Below are 18,472 nucleotides of genomic sequence, written 5' to 3'. Positions count from 1 at the left end.
TCGCTCTGTGACGCGATGCTCATTCGATTGGCAGCTGACGAGTGGGAATTCTATCTGACGATTCACCATGCGTTGACCGATGCGTTTGCCGGACGGGCGATTCTGGCAACGTTGGCGAAATTCTATGAAACAGTTCCAGGCGATCGCACGCATTTGGATGTCCCTGACTATCGACAGTACGTCGATGGGCAGGACCGCCACACGTCCGACGATTCCATTGCCCGTCACAGGGCATGGTTTGCCGAACGCAGCGACGCAGCGCCGGGAACTCGATTCTACTCCGCCGGCCGCCAATCGGTCTCCGCGCGACAGACCCGAGTCACCGTGCGGTTGAACGACGAGGAGAATCAGGCGATTGCAGCCTCGGTGATGGCGTCTCCATTTCGGCAAATCACGGCACCACTGAGCCATTTCAATCTGTTTGCCACGACCATGATCGCGTGGCTCAGCCGACTCGAACAACAGGAGAGCATTTGCATCGGAGCGACAACGCACGGCCGTTCCACCCCGGCATTCCGAGAAACGATCGGATTGTTCATGCAACTGCTTCCCTTCCGCGTCTCGGTCGATTCAACGGAGACGTTTGCAGATCTCTCGCGAAAGGTGGCGGCCGAGTCGATGGGATTTCTCTCCAACGCGATGCCGGGCGTCATGACGTCCGAATCGCAGCGAGCCTTCGACGTCGCGCTCAACGTGATTGACTTGACGGTGGACGATTTTTGCGGCATGCCGAACTCGATGCGGTGGTTGCACAACGGATACGGAGATCCCCAACGCAAACTGACCGTCTCCGCCCATCCGCTCGATGGCGATCGATGGGAGTTGTTGTTCGACTTCAGCGACGACGTCTTTTCGGCAGACGATCGTCAACGTGCGGTGCAGCATTTCCGCAGCACGCTGACGGCGATCAGTGCGTCCCCGACGACTCGAATTGCCGACTATGACTTGCTCACCGATTCAGAGCGTGCGTTCCTGGCCAACCATTGCGGCATCGCTTCGACGGTGGACCCCGTCAATCTCTGGCAAACGTTCTGCAATCAATGCGAGCGAGTGCATGACGCGATCGCCGTGGACGGTCCGGCGATCCAACTGAGCTATGACGGGCTGCGGCAGATGGCTCACGACCTGGCCGAACGCATCGAAGATTCCGGTTTCGGCGAATTGGTTCCGCTACTCTGTCGGCGTGATGAAAAAGCCGTCATCGCGATGATGGGGGTCTTGGCAAGCGGACGTTGTTTCCTGATCGTCGACGCGGAGAACCCTCCCGAACGCGCGAGACAACTGCTGTCACAGTCGGGCGTTTCACAGATGATCGATGCGACCGGGGATTCGATTTCGGTCGTCCCCATCGCATCGCCCCGACAATCGACCTGTGATTTGACGCAAGGCGCGTGTTATGTGCTGTTCACCTCAGGTTCGACCGGCCAACCACAGGGCGTCGTCGTCCGCCATGAATCGGTTTGGAATCTGTTGAATACATTTGAAACGATGGCGCCCTTGAAGCAGGATTGTCGTTGCGCGTGGTGGACCAACATCGGCTTCGACGTCGCAATGCACGAAGTTTTCTCAGCGTTGCTGTTCGGCAGAACCCTATGCATTCCCAGCGACACGCAACGCCTCAGTGCCGATGAGATGCTGGAGTGGATGCGCGTGATGCAGATCGACAGCGCGTACTTGCCGCCGTATTTCTTGGAGGAGACCGATCGGCAGCTGGCCGATGGTCGACCGCTCGATCTGAAACGTCTGCTGGTCGGCGTCGAACCGATTCCGCAGCGACTGCTCGCCTCGATCGTCGACCGATCGCCCGATTTGAATTTGATCAACGGGTACGGGCCGACCGAGACCACCATTTGCGCAACGCTGCACCCCATCGACCGACTCGATCGCTCCCCCGGTCCGGCGAGTATCGGCAGACCCGTTGCCGGAAACTCGATCCTGATCGTCGACTCGGCCGGCCGACAGGTTCCGCCCGGGGTGTCCGGTGAATTGTTGATCAGCGGCGCGGGACTGGCCAACGGATACCTCGCCAATCCGGACCTGACACGTCAACGATTCGTCACGCGACCGGCAACCGGCGATGACGTCGTCTGGTATCGCAGCGGAGATCGCGTTCGGATGCGCGACGATGGTGCGTTGGAATTTCTCGGCCGGATCGATGATCAACTGAAACTATCCGGTGTGCGGATCGAACCCGCAGAAATCACTGCGGCGATCCGACAATGCGATGGCGTACACGACTGCCTCGTGCTGCCGCAGATGCGCGACGGGCGTGCCGAACGGTTGGTCGCGTTGATCGAAGGCGATGCGGCGATCGACGTTGACCGGATTCGGCGGCACCTCCGCTCGCGTTTTGCAGCCGCGATGGTGCCGTCGCGATTCATCGTCCAGCCGCAATTTCCTCGGACCATCAATGGAAAGATCGACCGAAAGCAGATCGAATCGATTCTGGACCGGCAACGATCCGATGACGCCGCCCAGACGTCAGCGACGATCACGGCGCCAAAGAACGCCATCGAATTCACGCTCGTCAGCCTCATCGCGGCGACACTCGATCTGAAAGCGGTGGGCACTGACGATGACTTCTTTGAATTAGGCGGCTCGTCTCTCGATGCGATGCGGTTCGTCTCGCGGGCCAACGAGCTGGGAATTTCCATCACGATCCAGGATCTTCTTCGGCACCGTGACGCGAAAACGTTGGCCAGCTTGCAAACGCCCGTCCCCGACGTTCCTGTCCAATCCCGATCCGCCGCGGCACCGGTTGCGGAATTCTCATCCGGTCAACGGGCAATCTGGTACCACTGGCACTCCCACCGACAATCACCTGCCTATCAGTATCAAGTCGTCTGGAAAGCCACCGGCCGAATCGATTCGGCACTCGTTCGACGTTGTCTGGAAAAATTAATTCGTCAACATCCGGCGCTTCGTACGACCGTCGATGTACAAGACGGTGCCCCGGTCCCGCGGGTGCACGATGACTTACCCCTTGCCTGGACGCTCTGGGAGCACGATGCGACGAACGAGGCGATCGTGGCCGAAGGCCGGCGTCCGTTCAATCTGGCAAGCGATGGACCGTTGCGTGCACTATTGGTGCGGTCCCGCGATCATGGCGACACGTTGGCGATCACGGTTCACCACCTCGCCGTCGACCAACACAGCATCCAACTGTTGATGAACCAATTCGCCCAACACTACCGCCACCCCGAAAAAGGGGATGACCCCGAAAAAGGGGAAGGGGGTCTTTTTAGGAAAGGGGAAGGGGGTCTTTTTGGGGCCACGGCATCCATTCCACGCGTGGCCGAACCTGAAACAAGCGTTGCTTCACGTTCGTCGTGGTGGGAGCAATGGTTGGACGGGTGCGATCGGGCGATCGCGTTGCCGTTCGATTTTGAACCTTCCGCCGAGGGCTCTGAGGCCGGCGAGCTGTTTCGATTTTCCTTGTCCGATCCGCTCAGTGCGGCGATCCGTCGATCAGCGTCCGCATGCGGCGTCTCGGTCGGGACGTATTTGTTGGCCGCCTATTCGGTCTTGCTTTCACGCTATTCGGCGACGGAGGACTTTGTGATCGGGATGCCGGTCAGCCGTCGCAGCAACTGGAGTTTGGAAGACGGGGAAGTCGGCTTCTTGATCGAAGCTCTGCCGTTCGCCTGTCGTATCCGACACGACGCGGCGTTTGACGAATTGGCCGGGCAGATCAGCCATGATTTCGCGGACTTGCTGGCCCACCGTCGAGCGACGCACCAGGAACTCTCTGAGCAGTTCGGAACCTTGTTCGAAACGATGTTTGTTCCGCAGCAACCGCTCGCGCCGTTGGAACTCGGCGACGGTTTGACTTTGATCCCTACGGTGTCGGACCTGGGCGTGGCGAAATTTGACCTGACCTGGTTCGCCGCTGACGCGCGTCCCCGGATCGAGTGCGCGATCGAGTTTCGCACCAATCGTTTTAAACGGGAAACCATCGAGTTGATGTCGCAGCATTGGCAATCGCTGCTCGAACAGCTCGCACGTGACCCGAGCCAGCGCATTGGCCAAGTCGACTTCAGCAGCGCCATCGATCACGCCGCGATGAACGCATTGGCTGGGAATCACGATACCCCAGCGATTGGTCCAGACGGTCAGACGGTGATCGAATGGATCCATCGCCGCGCCCGCGAAACGCCCGAGGCGGTCGCTGTGGTATGTGGCGACGAATCGATTCGATACAGCGACTTGATCGATCGGGGCGGCAAGCTGGCGGAGAGGCTGCGTGATGCAGGTGTTGGCCCGAACATCGCGGTCGCCGTGTGTCTCTCACGATCGGTCGAGATGGTCGTCGGAATCTTCGGGATTCTGCAAGCGGGCGGTGCCTATGTGCCCTTTGCCCCAGACCTGCCCTTGGAACGTCTGCGTCAACTCTCCGCGCGTGTCGGCGCCCGCGTCGTGGTCGGAAATCGATCTGGCCTCGGCGACGTTTTCCAAACGGTAATCGATCCCCACGACTTACCACGGCCCGGAAACGAAACTGGCGCGCGGATTGAACCGCCCGCGGGCCAGACATTGGCCTACATCCTGCATACCTCCGGTTCCACCGGACAACCCAAGGGCGTGGAAATCACGCATGATGCATTGCTGCGTTCGACCTTGGCGCGCAAGTCGTTCTATCCAGCAGCTCCACAGCGGTACATGATGGTGTCACCGATTTGGTTTGACAGCTCTGTTGCTGGAATCTTTTGGACGCTTTGCGACGGAGGACAATTGATTCTGCCGCAAGATCAAGACTTGCAAGATGTCCAACGTTTGGCAGCGTTGATTGATCGACAACAAGTGACCGAGACGCTGATCCTTCCGTCGCTCTATCGGGTGCTCGTCAAGCACGCGAACCCGACGTCGCTACAGACACTCCAGCGAGTCATCCTGGCGGGCGAATCCTGCACACGGTCCTTGGTCCGACAACACTTCGGGGTTTTGCCGAACACCCGCCTGTTCAATGAATATGGTCCGACCGAGGCCTCGGTTTGGTCGACGGTTGCGGAGCTGAAGCCGACCGATGACATGATTTCGATCGGGCGCAGTGCTGAGGGAACTCCCGTTTGCCTGCTCGATCAAAACGGTGCGTCGGTGCCCATCGGATGCATCGGCGAAATCCATCTCGGTGGCCCGCGTTTGGCCAACGGGTATCACGCGGATCACGCGCTCACGCATCAAAAATTCATTCCTGACCCGAATTCGGGCAGTTCTGGGCGACTTTACCGAACGGGCGATCTGGCTCGCATGCGGCGCGACGGTTCGTTGATCTTCTTGGGACGTCTGGACGAACAGATCAAAGTCAACGGCGTTCGCATCGAACCGGCCGAAATCGAGTCCGAATTGGTGGCCATCGACGGGGTCTCGGACGCCGCCGTCATGGCGGTTCAGCGGAGCCCTGGCACCGTTTCCGATCACCCCGACGCGCTCGTCGCCGCGCTCAGCGAGTTGCCTGCCGAGGAAGCTCAGCGTTGGATCGATCGGGCGATGGAGATCGACAGCGGCGTTGCCGAGACACTCACCTATGAAGATGATCACGCTCGATGGTCCGTCGAAATCAAACCGGGTGATTTCATCGCGACACCACGAAAACGTCAGCGAACGTGGTTGCTCAACCAAATGCTTCGCGACTCCGCGGCCGACCTGAACGCATTGGACCATATCGCTCGGCACATGGTTGCCGGAAGCGACGCGCCGCATCTGCCACGCGACCTGTCGACGGAGCGACTGACGGACCAAGAGATCATGGAAGACTGGCAAACACCACTGATGAAAGTGATGGCGGAGTGGGCGACCGAGTCAGATGGCGATGTCTTGGAAATCGGATTCGGGCGGGGCGTCGCGGCAACGATGATTCAGGAAGCCGGGGTGCGTTCTCACACCGTTGTCGAAATGAATCTCCACAGCATCAACGATCATTTCATCCCCTGGCGGAAACACTACTCAGATCCGAATATCCGCCTGATTCCCGGATCCTGGCAGGACAACATCGACAAGCTGGCCACCTATGACAGCGTCTTTTTCCATGCGTTTCCGATGAACGAGAAGGAATTTGTTCAGTATGTCGCCAACAGCGCGACGTTTGCAGAACATTTCTTCCCCGTTGCGTCAGGGTTGCTACGCGACGGCGGTGTGTTCACGTATTTGACGACCGAGGTCGATTCATTGAGCCGTCGTCATCAACGCAGCCTGCTAGGACATTTCAAAGAGATTCAAATGAGGGTCCAGCCGCTTACGATTCCCGAAGACACCAAAGATGCGTGGTGGGCCGACTCGATGGTCGTCGTGAGGGCGGTCAAATGAAACACGGCGAATCGATCGCCAAACGCGTCGACGCGTTGACTCCGCGACAACGACAATGGCTCGCCAGTCAACTGAACACGCGTGATGTGCGCGACACCGGTCCCACGTCGAAAGAATTGGTCGCTTGGGTGGTCACGGACTCAGACGGGATCAACGATCAAGAGCTACGTCGCCAGTTGCACCAACGATTACCTGCGGCGTTGATCCCCCGCCGCATCGTGCGACTCGATTCGATCCCCCGAACAGGCTCAGGAAAAGTGGATCGACACCGACTGGCTTCGATGGACCTGGATGTACCTCGGCTCGTCACAGAAACGAACGACAACCTGACCGATCACGGGCGAATTCTGGTTCGACTCTGTCGTCACTTGTTGCGTCTCGATCAGGTCTCGCCCCAGGACAACTTTTTTCATATCGGCGGCGATTCGCTGCTCAGCATCCGATTGATCTCGATGGCGCGTGAAGCGGGACTGGAAATTGAACCCAAAGATATCCTGGAGTGCAATTCGATCGCGGAGTTGGCGGCAGCGGCGGAGCATCGATCGCGCGGCGAGGCATCGCCGCAGCAAGCACGCGCCGGTTCGGTGATCTCCAACGTCAGGGCGGGGAGGCAAGCAGGATCGCTGTTGCTGGTCCACGAGGTCGGTGGACAGTGCCACTACGCCCACTACCTGGCCGGCGACTTGGCGCCCCAGCGAACGCTGTATGTCACTCAGCAACCTGCACCGGGCGACAGCCCGTCGACGATCGAAGCGTTGGCCAAACTGTATGTGGACGCGTGGATCCGTGCCGAACCCGACGGCCCACGTTGGGTCCTTGCGTTCTGCTGGGGTGGGCTGTTGGGGTACGAGATCGCCCGGCAACTGAAGCAACTCGGCCAGTCGATTGATGTCCTGATGATTGTCGAATCGGGCACGGAAGCGGCTTACGTCCACGCGCCCAAATGGAATCGACACGTCGACCGGATGAAAGGGAATCTGGTCCGTGTCCGAAACCGTGTTCGTTCGTTGAACAGTCGTGAAGCCTTCGGGAATTTGTTGCAGACGCTCTACGCGAAACTGATGCGGCGTCGCAACGATCCGATCACGGCCGATGCCGGATTCCAATTTCGCGATGACGAGGGCGATCCCGAACAAATCCGCACCAACGTCCAAGCGTTCTTGGATTATGCGATCCAACCGGACGAACTGCCGCTGCATCTGTTCCGCGTGGCCGGCCCCAGCGGGCTGATCGGGACGCGCTACAGCGATCGTTCGCTCGGGTGGCGTTACTTGGTCGGAAAACATCTCTCGCTGCACTCGATCCCGGGGACGCACAATACTTGCATGCAACCGCCCCACGTCGGCAAACTCGCCGACGCGATCAATCGCGTCATCGATGGCTGACGCGTCTTTTCTCGCATCGTGATAGCCGATGCGGTATCCTTGAGGCGTTCAGGATTCTGACGCATTCTCCACCCGGCGAGGTTTCGATGTTCAGGCGGTACGTTTCTCGGCGACTTGTCGTTTCGATGGGGTTGTTCTTGGCGATGGCAACGCTTCCCGACAGCACGTCGCTGGCGGCTTCAAATCAACCACCCGCCGGGATTCGCTTCGACGGGCTTGTCAGTGCCGATGAGCTTGAAACCTTGGTCGACAAACCACTGGCGATCAAGCTGCGATCGGGACGTTTTATCGTCAAGGTGGTGCTGGACGAGTTGCAGTTTGACCGCAAACAGAACGGACTGAAGTTTGTGAAGTACCGCAGCGAAGCCGGCCGAACCAGCACGGTGAGAGTCGACGACATCTATCTGTTTTGGGTGGGCCCTCAGCGGTTTCGTTTACGTTATTTCCCGCCGACGCGTCAACTGTTTGTGATCAACGCGGCTGCCGCCGATGCCGCGGCGGAGAGCCGACTGGCGGCGCAGGGAAAACAGATCCGTGAGCAAGCCGATGAAGAAGCACAAGCCGAAGCGACCGCCGAACACCTTCGCTTTTTAGAAGCCGCCGCCAAGACACTCAGCAGCGTCGGACAGTTTCATGTCGAAGAAACCGAATCGACGTTGTTGTTTACCGACTATCCTCCCGCAGCCACTGCGGGGCTGCGCACGTTCGTCGACAAATTAAATCGTCAGCTCAACCAGATGTTCGGGCTGCCCCAAAGCGATTCCATCTGGCGCGGCAAAGCCATCTTGGCTGTCTTCAGCACGCCGGCGCGTTTTGCCGCCTTCGAAGAACAGGTGATGAACAATCCCAACCATGGCGGACGGGCTGGCGTGCGGGGCGGCGCGAAACGGTTTCTGCAAACCGCGATCGCCAAGAACATTGACGGCAACGTCGCGCGAGGTTTGAGTTGGGGATACAGTCTGGGATTCGCCGGTCGTCTGCACTCCGATGCCAACACCGTGCCTTGGATGAACATGGGGATCGCCAACGCCGTCCAGTTCGCGATCATTCCCGACCGTAAACGCCAGTCGACTCAACGATCCAATGTCACGCGACAACTCCGCAACGCCGGTTCAATGCTGGGCCTGCTGGGGGCGACCAAACTGGACCAGGAACGTTGGCCGATGTGCGGCCAGCTGGTTCAATTTCTGGTCCAGTCCGACCCGATCGCCTTCAGCCAGATGTTTCGCGATGTCAAGTTGGGAGTCCCGATGGAGGAAGCGCTGCAGCAGAACTTTGGGATGGACGAGGCGACATTGGCGGCACGCTTCGGACAGTCGCTCGGCGTGCCCGGATTACGACCGTAGTCGCGGATGATGCCCGAGCACGTCGGTTGCCCGAGCACGTCGGTTGCCCCAGACGGTTATGATTGGCCAGAACGGTTATGATTGGCCGGTGACGCGTCGATGCGTCGCGTAGGAATCCATATCTTTGCACTGTTTTTGGAGAGACTTTCATGGCGCGCTGCCGTTGTTTTGCCATCCTGATCGCTCTAGGCCTTGCGCTGCCGACGCTGTCGGTTCACGCCGACCAACGCTACGTCTTGACCAGCACCGAGCAGAACGTCCACCGCGACAGTTGGAAACTCAGCGGAGGCAATTGGTCGGTCGAAAAGAAGACGCTGCACGGTGGCAAGCAAGAAGGCGTGGACCTGATCACGATCGACAATGGCGTGCTGCAGATCGACGTGATTCCGACGCGGGGGATGAGCGTCTACGAAGTCCGCTCGGGCGACATGCGTCTGGGCTGGGACTCGCCCGTCGAAGACATCGTGCATCCGGCGTTGATCGATTTGGAAAGCCGCGGCGGGCTCGGCTGGCTGGAAGGATTCAACGAGTGGATGGTTCGCTGCGGCCTCGAGTTTGCCGGCCATCCGGGAACAGACGAATTCGAAGATGGCGCGGGCGGTACCACAACGAGGGATCTGACACTGCACGGGAAAATCGGAAACATCCCGGCCAGCGAAGTCGAAGTCATCATTGATTCGGCCGCGCCGCATCGCATCCGCGTCCGTGGCATCGTGTACGAAAAGTTCTTCTACGGACCGAAATTAAAGTTGATCACCGAGGTATCGGTCGTTCCCGGTCAAGACAGCTTTCGAATCGATGACACCGTCGAGAACTTGGGTGCCCAGGAACAGGAATTCCAAATCATCTATCACGCCAATTTTGGTGCCCCGTTGCTGGGCGCGGGCGCGACGGTGCATGCCGCGGTCAAGTCGCTGGCGCCGATGGACGCCCACGCGGCCGAAAGCATCGACGGCTATGCGACCTATCTGCCGCCGACCGCCGGCTTTGTCGAACAAGTCTATCTGGTCGAGCCGCTGACCGACGAGCACAACCGAACCGGCGCGGTGCTGCAGAACGCAGCCGCTGACCGTGCGGCGTCGATGCATTGGTCGGCCGAACAATTGCCCTACCTGACGATCTGGAAAAACACCGCGGCCACCGAAGACGGCTACGTCACGGGCATCGAGCCGGCGACGGGCTATCCCTACAACCGCAAGGTCGAACGTGCCGCCGGACGCGTCCCCAAGCTGTCGCCGGGACAGAAACGTCAGTTCACACTGGATATCGGGTTGCACCGCGGAAAAGACAACGTCAAAGCCGTTGTGGAACAAATCCAATCGTTGCAGGGTGACCATCCAGTCGACGTCCAACGGGAACCGCCAAAATCATGAATCTTGTTCGCAACGTCTTGGACCATCGGTTCGCCACCGCACTGCTGCTGGCCATGCTCGCTTCGACGCTGGCAGCTGCGGATAAACGTCCCAACGTGATTCTGTTTCTCGCCGACGATCTCGGTTGGAACGGCGTCCGATCCTTCGGCAGCGATTTTCACGAAACCCCCAACGTCGATGCGTTGGCGGCGCAGGGCGTCCGATTCACCGATGCCTATTCGGCGTGCACCGTCTGCTCGCCCAGTCGCGCGGCGATCATGACGGGAAAGTATCCCGCGCGTTTGCATCTGACCGACTTTATCGCGGGCCAAGCCGCCCCTTACGCCAAGTTGTCGATTCCCGACTGGACGAAGTACCTGCCGCACAGCGAAGTCACGGTCGCCGAAGCGTTGAAGGCGGGAGGATACAAGACCGCACACGTCGGCAAATGGCATCTCAATCCCAAAGGCCGCGACGCGAATCGGTATCAGCCGACCGACCATGGATTCGATGTCCAGGTCATGAAGCCGCCGGCCAAAGGGTACTTCTTGACGCGACCGGCGGGATCGTTTCAGAAAGGCGATTTCACGACCGACTACTTCGCCGACGAAGCGTCCAAGCTCATCGACCGCTGGAAGAACGAACGGTTCTTTCTGTACTTTGCCTTTGATGTCCCCCACACGCCGATCCAAGGCAAACAGCAACTGGTCGACGCGTTTGCCGCGAAAGTTGATTCGAACGCCATCCATCACAATCCCACCTACGCCGCGATGGTGCGCAGCATGGATGATGCCATCGGAACCGTGCTGGATGCATTGCAACGCAACGGCATTGAAGATGAGACCGTGGTCATCTTCACCAGCGACAACGGTGGGCTTTCACACAAGTTCCGTAAACCCACGGGGTTCACGGACAACGATCCGCTGCGACGCGGCAAAGGTTCCGCGTATGAAGGTGGCACGCGGGTGCCGATGGTCGTTCGCTGGCCGGGCGTGGCACCGGCAGGCAGCACTTGCCGGGAACCGGTCATCGGCAACGACTTGTACCCCACCGTATTGCAACTCGCATCGGTCAGCGGTGACGCCAGTCACAACGCAGACGTCGATGGCCGCAGCTTGGTGCCGCTGTTTCAAAATCCCCAGGCCAGGTTGGACCGCGAGGCGATCTATTGGCACTACCCGCACTATCACGCCGGCGGATTCGCATTGCCTGGGGAACCGCACAACGGCCCGTACAGCGCGATCCGAGCTGGGAAATGGAAGTTGATCGAGTATTTCGAAGACGATCGTGTCGAGCTGTATGACCTGGAAAGCGACGTCGGTGAGTCCAACGATCTGGCGAGTCGAGAGCCTCGCAAAGCCGCCGAGTTGCGATCGCAGTTACAGGCCTGGAGACGTAGCGTCGACGCGCAGTTGCCGCAGCCCAACCCGAATCACGACCCGGTCAAAGCGGAACCGAGGTCTTAGGTCAAGATCTGACGGACAACGTGAGCCGGTTCTTCGACTCCGGTCAGTCGTTGATCAAGCCCTTGGAACTTGAAGGTCAGCTTTTCGTGGTCGATGCCCAGCTGATGCAAAATCGTCGCGTTCATGTCACGGATGTGCACGCCGGTGTTGTTCAGGATGTTGTAGCTGTGGTCGTCGGTCATGCCGTATTCGAATCCACGCTTGATGCCGGCGCCGGCCATCCAGATCGTGAAGCAGCGGCCATGGTGGTCGCGTCCGTGGTTGTCGGCCGTCAATTTGCCTTGCGAGTAAATCGTGCGTCCGAACTCGCCGCCCCAAACCACCAGTGTGTCGTCCAACATGCCGCGTTGTTTCAAGTCCTTGATCAACGCCGCGGCGGGCTGATCGATGTCCTTGCACTGCTGTCGAAGTTTCGACGGCAGTGATCCGTGTTGATCCCAGCCGCGATGGAACAACTGGACGTACCGGACACCCTGCTGCACCATGCGACGGGCGAGCAGACAATTTCTGGCAAAGCTGCCGGGCTTTTGCACATCGTCGCCATACAGATCCAACACATGCTGGGGTTCTTGTTCGATCGCCATCAGATCCGGCACTTCGCTCTGCATGCGAAACGCCATTTCGTACTGCGAGATTCGGGCTTGCGTTTCCGGGTCGGCGAATTTGTCGTAGGCCACCTGATTGAGTTCGTTCAATCCGTCCAGCATGCTGCGTCGCGATTGGCGGTCGATCCCCGGCGGATTGTTCAGGTACAAGACCGGCTCACCACTGCTGCGTAGTTTGACGCCTTGGTGACGTGCCGGCAGGAACCCCGATCCCCACAAGCGGTCGTAGAGTGCCTGCAATTGGCCGCGTCCTCGCGAAATCATCACGATGTAGGCGGGCATGTTATCGTTTTCACTGCCCAGGCCGTAGCTAAGCCAGGAACCGAGCGCGGGTTTCCCTTGCTGTTGAACGCCGGTGTTGATGTAGGTGATCGCCGGGTCATGGTTGACCGCTTCGGTGTGCATCGATTTGATGATCGTGATGTCATCGACGATGCCCGACGTGTACGGCAAGATGTCTTTGTTGACCCAGGTCCCGTGCTGGCCGAAGCGTTCGAAATTAAACATCGGCGCGACGCATGGGAAAGTCGATTGACCGCTGGTCATCCCGGTCAACCGTTGCCCCTGGCGAACCGACTCGGGAAGCTCCTGGCCATGAAACTTCCGCATCTCCGGTTTGTAGTCGAAGGTGTCGATATGGCTGGGGCCGCCGGCCATGAACAGATAGATGATCCGCTTGGCCTTGGGGGCAAAATTCGGGAATTGCGGCAATCCGGGGTTGGACGCCCCCGCGGCGGCGTTGGCGGTGCCGATCAAGTTCGGATTCAACAGGGTGCTCAGTGCCGTCGCCCCCAGCCCGTAACCGGTCCCGAGCAAAAACTTGCGGCGTTGTGTGGTCAGGGAGTCCATGGTTAGCCTCGGGTCAACGTTTCGTCTAAGTTCAAAATCATTTGTGCGATCACGGTCCAAGCGGCGTGCCGGATCGCATCGATCGATTCGTCGCGCGGCAACTCACCGACCGACAAGAATTGGTTGGCGGATTCGGGGTCGGCGGTGAAGCGTGCGTGCTGGTCGGCAAGGATGTCCAACAACACCGACGTCTCCCGTTCGCTTGCCGGTCGTGCGGTCGTCAGACGGTAGGCCAGATCGATTCGCTTGCGATCATCGGATTCGGACTGGATCAGACGCCGGGCGAGCGCTCGGGCCGCTTCGACGAACTGCGGGTCGTTGAGCGTCACCAGGGCTTGCAGCGGTGTGTTGGTTCGGGCCCGGGCGACGACGCATTTCTCACGCGATGGCGCGTCAAAGATCATCATGTTGGGCATCGGTGCACTGCGTTTCCAATACGTGTACATCGACTTGCGATACAGTTTCTCGCCCTTGTCTTGCGAGTAGCGCAGACCGCCGTTCAAACTGACTTCGTTCCAGATATTCACCGGTTGATACGGTTTCACGCCGGGGCCACCGACCTGACGTGTCAGCAATCCGCCGACGGCCAACGCCTGGTCGCGAATCAATTCGCCCTGCAACCGAAATCGTGGGCTGCGGGCCAGCAACAGGTTCTCGGGGTCCTGTTCCGCGTGCACGGGCTCTCGACGCGAACTCTGGCGATAGGTTCGTGAGAGCACCAGTTGTCGCAGCATCCGTTTGACGTCCCAGCCCGACTCGACAAAATCGACGGCCAGCCAATCGAGCAACTGTGGGTGGGTGGGCGGCATGCCTTGGGCACCAAAGTCACTGATCGTGCGGACCAGTCCATTGCCGAACAGCATCGTCCAATACCGGTTGACGGCCACGCGTGCGGTCAGCGGATGATCCGGTGCGGTCAGCCAACGGGCCAATCCCAATCGGTTCGGCGCAGCGTCTTCGGCCAGCGGTGGCAAGGCCGCGGGGACGCCTGGTGAAACCGGTGAGTCCTTTTTAGGTGAATCGTATTGACCGCGGTCGAGGACGAACGTCATCCGCATTTTGTCTGCGGGGTTGTCCGACATGATCATCGACGTCGTCTTCTTCGCCGCCAGATCGGCGTGCTGTTTCGCAGTCGCGGCGAGCGACTTGCGGAGCGATTGGAAATCCGCGTCTTGGCTGAAATAGACGTTTCGCAGGGCCGCCCACTGGGCTTCACTTCGCTCTTCGGCAGCGGTCGCCAAGATTCCGCCGACCACGTCGTCCTTGGCCAGCGGCACTTCGGACTCGCTCAATGCAAACGAGTAAATCCGGATGTCGTCGACTTCACCCTTCCAATTGGCGCCGTTGCTGCGGCTGCCGATTTTGAAGGGCACATCGGTTTGCAGGGTGCCGGCCAGACTGTCGGCTTCGACTTGATTGGCCGACAGTTTTCCGTCGATGTAAATTTTCACGCCGGCGGCTTTCTGGCTGCCGTCGTAGGTGATCACGACGTGCTGCCAGGTGTCGGTTTTCAGTGCGTCCTTGGAGACGACCTTGACGGCATTGTCGGACCAGGAATGAATGATGTGGGTCCCGACGCTCGTCCCTTGGATCCACATGTCATAGCCGCGATAGTTGTCGGCGACATCCATGCGTGAAAAGACGGCGCCGCCGGACTTGCCGTCGAACTTGATCCAGGCGGCCATCGTAAACGGCTGATCCGATTCCAGCTGCGGCGGATTCTCCGAACAGGCGAACTGGGTTTGCCCGTTCAACTTCAGCGCTTTGCTGCCCTCTCGATCGCTGGTCTGAAACTTTCCTTGCTCCAGAACCGCGACCGCGCCGGTGGTTTCATTCTTTAATTGCGAACCATCGGGCTCGTCGAGCGGAAACCAATGCGCGATGCCGGACAGTTTCTTGGTCGATGGATCGTCGCTGGCGTACTTGGCGGTTTCCTGTTCCGCCCAGGTGACGAATTGGGGGTCGGCCTGGCGTTGGTGGGATTCCAGCTGTTTCTTCTTCGAATCAATCTCCGCCTGCAATTCCGCCAAGCGAGCTTGATGCCGTTCGTCATAGACGTCGACGACGGGCGACTGATTTCCCTGGCGTGTTTGCATGCCGGGATCGGCCGTGTTGTTGAAGTACGCGTAGAATTGGTAGTACTCGGCCTGAGAGATCGGATCGTATTTGTGATCGTGGCACTGGGCGCATTCCATCGTCAATGCCATCCAGACGGTGGAGGTGGTTTGGACGCGATCGACGACGTACTCGACACGCAACTCCTCGGCAAATGCCCCGCCTTCGTCACTGGTCGCATGATTTCGATTGAAACCCGATGCCACCTTTTGATCGACCGTCGCGTCGGGAATCAGGTCTCCGGCGAGCTGCTCGATCGTGAATTGGTCAAACGGCATGTTGGCGTTGTAGGCGTTGATCACCCAATCACGCCACGGCCACATGTCGCGTGGGCCGTCGGCGTGCATCACGCTGGTGTCGCCGTAGCGTGCCGCGTCTAACCAAGCCAGCGTCATGCGTTCGCCGTAATCCTCCGATGCCAACAATCGATCGACGAGTGCTTCGTAGGCCAAGTCGATTCCTAGCGAATCCGCATCGGCCAGAAACTGCTCGACTTGCTCAGGCGTCGGCGCCATGCCGGTCAAATCCAGCGACACGCGGCGGATCAACGTTCGCAAGTCGGCCGGCGGCGAAAACGTCAGCCCGTGCTCGTGCAGTCGTTGGCCGATGAAATGGTCCACCGGATTGGCCGCGTCGACACCGGGGGCTTTCCGGGGCGGGACGAAGGCCCAATGTTCTTGATACGTCGCGCCCTGGGCGACCCATTGCTTGAGCAGATTGCGCTGCGTGTCGGTCAATCGTTTGTTCGAATCCGGCGGCGGCATCAGCGAATCCGCGTCTTCGGAGAACACCCGCGCGATCACTTCGCTGTCCTCCGGCTGGCCGGCAACCAGCATCCCTGAATCGATCGCGGACTGACGAACATCCAATCGCAAATCGGCTTCGCGGGTCGATTCGGAGGGTCCGTGACAGAGGAAACAATTGTCCGAAAGGATCGGCCGGATGTCGCGATTGAAATCAATCTCGGCGGCTGACACGCCGCCGATGCAGACGAGCAGCAGGATCGGGACGATGGAGAACGGATTCTTCATGGCAGGAACGGGCGGAGGGAGATTTCAATCTCGGGTCGGGAGCCAGATGAGCTGGTCGGGAGCCAGATGAGATTGAAAATCGGACGAAGGGAGGCGTGGGGGCTGGGAGCGGATTATCGCACAAAACAGATGGCTTCGCATGGGGAAATGTGCGGGATCGCCAGACGGTGACGATGATGTGGATCTGGTGAATCTGGCAAATTCAGCTTGACGAACCACCGCACTCTTTGGATCGTAGGAGTCTTGCGATGCAATCAATGTGCGGAGCGAACCCCCAATTCCTTGTGCAAATGAACTCTCTGGTCGGCAAAACGATCTCCGTGCTGCTTTGTGGTTTGGTCCTGATGGGCCAATCTGCAGCGTGGGTCCATGTCGCCACCTGCGAGGGGAACCACGACGTCTCGGCGTTGCCGGCGGACGCCAGCAGCGGCCCGTCGCATCATGAGTGTGGGCACCATCACGGCCATAGCGGCATGGCGGTTTCGACGCACTGCCACCGGCCTGACAGCCCGTCCCCGTCGCCACTGCACTCCCACGATTCCGACGATTGTGTCGTCTGCCAATCACTTGCCTGGGCGGCCGGAGAGGTCGTTTCGAATCCGGTACTTTGCACCGGCGACGCGTTGGTTGAGCGTCAGATTTTGACGGATTCGCCTTGGGTTGAATCTCTCTCAACGTCGTTGCCGCATCTCCGCGGCCCGCCGATCGGCTGAATGAATTTCGACGTGCGATAGGCTTCCAGCCTGTCATTTCGCATGCCATTCCACGTGCCCTCGTGGCAGCGGTGTCCCATCACGCCTGATCGGAGTGATCGAGCGGGACGGCCGCGCTGCGTCAGTGGGTTGGCACGTGCAACCGTTCTCAAAATCATTTTTCATTCAGCAATCTTTATGTTCATTCATCACGCAAGTCGGGCGCGAGTGTCGCGCCCGCAGCGAGCCTTTACGCTCGTCGAATTACTCGTCGTCATCGCGATCATCGGTATTCTGGTCGGACTGTTGTTGCCGGCCGTTCAAGCGGCACGAGAAGCAGCCCGTCGCATGAGCTGCAGCAACAACCTGAAGCAGCTGGGCATCGCGCTTCATAATTATCACGGAGCCTACAAACGGCTTCCGACCTACAAGGGTGGGACTTGGGTCAACGGATCCGACGGAACAACGGACCAAGACAACCGGATGGACCTTTCCATCTGGGTTGGACTGACGCCCTACATGGAACAGCAAGCACTTTGGGATCAGATCAAGAATCCGAACCGCATCATCGTCAATTCCACCAGCCGACGCACACCGCCGTGGCCGGCAATGGGGCCGCGGACCTCGCAAGCCGGTTATCCGCCCTGGCAGGTTGAGATCCCGACGCTGCGTTGTCCCAGTGATCCGGGGACGGGGTTGCCGGCGATGGGACGCACCAACTACGCCGCATGCGTGGGCGATTCCGCGGTGATGATGGATCAAGGACCGTGGTTCCAAGTCAACAATGTGGTCACATCGCCGCCGATCGCGGTCGCGGTTGAAGCCAACGCGTCGTGCCGCGGTGCCTTTGTCGCTCGCAAGAGCATGCGATTTCGAGACATCTTGGACGGATTGTCCAACACGATCGTTGCCGGCGAAATCACGACCGACCTGGGCGACCGCGACAAGCGAACGATTGCGTCAATCCGGGGTGAAACCGAAGAGATTCGTGACGAGCCGGATCACTGTGAGCACGAGGGATACATCAGTCCCGATCGTCCGCGGTTCTGGTCGAATGGAAACGACGGAGGCACCGCGCCGACGTTGGCGGCCAGCAATCAGGGACGCGGCTTTCGATGGGCCGCCGGAGGAACGGTTTACACGGCGATGAACACCATCCTGCCGCCCAACAAAGATCTCTGCCTCGGTGGCGATAGCACCGGTGACGAAAACTCGATGGGGGTCGCCCCGCCGAGCAGTCGCCACCAAGGTGGCGTTCACGTCTTGATGGGCGACGGCGCGGTGATCTTCCTGACCGATTCGATCGAAGCCGGCGACGTTCACCATAC

The 18,472-nt window shown here is 59.4% G+C and carries 9 protein-coding genes; 7 read left to right on the top strand and 2 right to left on the bottom strand.

The annotated features are described in order from the left end of the window. The first annotated feature begins 15 nt into the window (after nucleotides 1-15). The 5 genes from ABX749_RS02680 (at nucleotide 16) to ABX749_RS02660 (ending at nucleotide 11,852) form a co-directional block, all read left to right on the top strand. Entirely contained in the window at nucleotides 16-6,303 is a 6,288-nt protein-coding gene (locus ABX749_RS02680) for an amino acid adenylation domain-containing protein (protein WP_372894649.1), read from the top strand. After that, nucleotides 6,300-7,688, top strand: coding sequence for a thioesterase domain-containing protein (locus ABX749_RS02675; protein ID WP_372894648.1), 1,389 nt, complete (start codon nucleotides 6,300-6,302; stop codon nucleotides 7,686-7,688). The genes ABX749_RS02680 and ABX749_RS02675 overlap by 4 nt, the downstream gene beginning before the upstream one ends. A gap of 86 nt (nucleotides 7,689-7,774) precedes the next feature. Then, nucleotides 7,775-9,034: a hypothetical protein gene (locus tag ABX749_RS02670; RefSeq protein ID WP_372894647.1), complete on the top strand. Its 1,260-nt coding sequence runs from the start codon at nucleotides 7,775-7,777 to the stop codon at nucleotides 9,032-9,034. Between the two features lie 149 nt (nucleotides 9,035-9,183). After that, nucleotides 9,184-10,407, top strand: coding sequence for an aldose 1-epimerase family protein (locus tag ABX749_RS02665; protein WP_372894646.1), 1,224 nt, complete (start codon nucleotides 9,184-9,186; stop codon nucleotides 10,405-10,407). Beyond that, the gene (locus tag ABX749_RS02660) at nucleotides 10,404-11,852 is read left to right on the top strand and encodes a sulfatase (RefSeq protein WP_372894645.1); all 1,449 of its coding nucleotides are present in this window, start codon (nucleotides 10,404-10,406) and stop codon (nucleotides 11,850-11,852) included. Before ABX749_RS02665 ends, ABX749_RS02660 begins: the two co-directional genes overlap by 4 nt. Here the strand turns inward: ABX749_RS02660 and ABX749_RS02655 are convergent. Then, entirely contained in the window at nucleotides 11,849-13,306 is a 1,458-nt protein-coding gene (locus ABX749_RS02655) for a DUF1501 domain-containing protein (protein ID WP_372894644.1), read from the bottom strand. The genes ABX749_RS02660 and ABX749_RS02655 overlap by 4 nt on opposite strands. A gap of 2 nt (nucleotides 13,307-13,308) precedes the next feature. Continuing rightward, on the bottom strand, nucleotides 13,309-16,452 hold the full coding sequence (locus ABX749_RS02650) for a DUF1553 domain-containing protein (RefSeq protein WP_372894643.1): 3,144 nt from the start codon (nucleotides 16,450-16,452) through the stop codon (nucleotides 13,309-13,311). A gap of 290 nt (nucleotides 16,453-16,742) precedes the next feature. Here ABX749_RS02650 and ABX749_RS02645 point away from each other — a divergent pair, with 290 nt between their 5' ends. After that, nucleotides 16,743-17,165 (top strand): hypothetical protein, encoded by a 423-nt coding sequence (locus ABX749_RS02645; protein ID WP_372894642.1) that lies wholly within the window; start codon nucleotides 16,743-16,745, stop codon nucleotides 17,163-17,165. 207 nt (nucleotides 17,166-17,372) lie between these two features. After that, a partial coding sequence (locus ABX749_RS02640; RefSeq protein WP_372894641.1) for a DUF1559 domain-containing protein occupies nucleotides 17,373-18,472 on the top strand: 1,100 nt, incomplete at its 3' end.

This window comes from Stieleria sp., assembly GCF_041595215.1.
GTDB classification, from domain to species: Bacteria; Planctomycetota; Planctomycetia; order Pirellulales; family Pirellulaceae; genus Stieleria; species Stieleria magnilauensis.
Note: the sequence above shows the minus strand (reverse complement) of the source record. Positions and strands in the feature narration are given on the sequence as shown.

Coding starts and splice junctions, on each gene's coding strand:
- ABX749_RS02670 (WP_372894647.1), top strand. CDS start 7,775: ATGTTCAGGCGGTACGTTTCTCGGCGACTTGTCGTTTCGATGGGGTTG.
- ABX749_RS02645 (WP_372894642.1), top strand. CDS start 16,743: ATGAACTCTCTGGTCGGCAAAACGATCTCCGTGCTGCTTTGTGGTTTG.
- ABX749_RS02665 (WP_372894646.1), top strand. CDS start 9,184: ATGGCGCGCTGCCGTTGTTTTGCCATCCTGATCGCTCTAGGCCTTGCG.
- ABX749_RS02660 (WP_372894645.1), top strand. CDS start 10,404: ATGAATCTTGTTCGCAACGTCTTGGACCATCGGTTCGCCACCGCACTG.
- ABX749_RS02675 (WP_372894648.1), top strand. CDS start 6,300: ATGAAACACGGCGAATCGATCGCCAAACGCGTCGACGCGTTGACTCCG.
- ABX749_RS02655 (WP_372894644.1), bottom strand. CDS start 13,306: ATGGACTCCCTGACCACACAACGCCGCAAGTTTTTGCTCGGGACCGGT.
- ABX749_RS02680 (WP_372894649.1), top strand. CDS start 16: ATGCTCATTCGATTGGCAGCTGACGAGTGGGAATTCTATCTGACGATT.
- ABX749_RS02650 (WP_372894643.1), bottom strand. CDS start 16,452: ATGAAGAATCCGTTCTCCATCGTCCCGATCCTGCTGCTCGTCTGCATC.